This window comes from Rhizorhapis sp. SPR117 (genome assembly GCF_021742065.1).
The window spans coordinates 1-486 of sequence record NZ_JAKKIE010000236.1 but is presented as its reverse complement, the minus strand read 5'-3'; the positions used below and the strand labels follow the sequence as shown (position 1 = coordinate 486).

At 65.8% G+C, this 486-nt stretch carries 1 protein-coding gene; it reads right to left on the bottom strand.

Annotated features, from left to right (window positions below; all coding sequences use genetic code 11):
- On the bottom strand, positions 1–354 hold a 354-nt coding region (locus tag L3X40_RS22170), incomplete at its 3' end, for a DUF736 domain-containing protein (protein ID WP_139181330.1).
- Between the last annotated feature and the right edge of the window lie 132 nt (positions 355–486).

The window sequence follows — 486 nt, the reverse complement described above, 5'->3', positions numbered from 1 at the left end:
GGCCTTGGGCGCCATCTCCGAGGCAAGGTCGCGCCGGCGCGTCGGTCGCGACCAGACCACATTGTAGCTGCCGTCCTCTTGGGCAAACGCCGAGATGTAGAGCGGCGCGGTCAGGCTGGGGTCCTCGATCTTGCCGTTGAGGAACGCCTCGCCCGTGCCGTTCGAGAACAGCTCGAACAGCGCGCCCACCTGCACCCACGCCCGCGAGGCCGACAGCGCCAGCACCTCGAACTTCGGCGCCTTGGGATTGGCCGAGTGTACCTCGCGCAGCGCGATCGTCATGGCAATCGTCAGCGTCGCGATCTTGCCGACGAAAATGCCAGCGTCATTCTGCTTGATCGAACCGATGTTCATGGGAAGTCTCCACAGATAATGTCCCCGAACACCTTGTCCGGGACACCGTCCCTCCTCCCCCTCCTCTCCTCGGCCGTTCGGCCGAGCAGGCGCGTAAGCGCCCCTTCCGAGACCCGCATTCGCGGCCTCGGG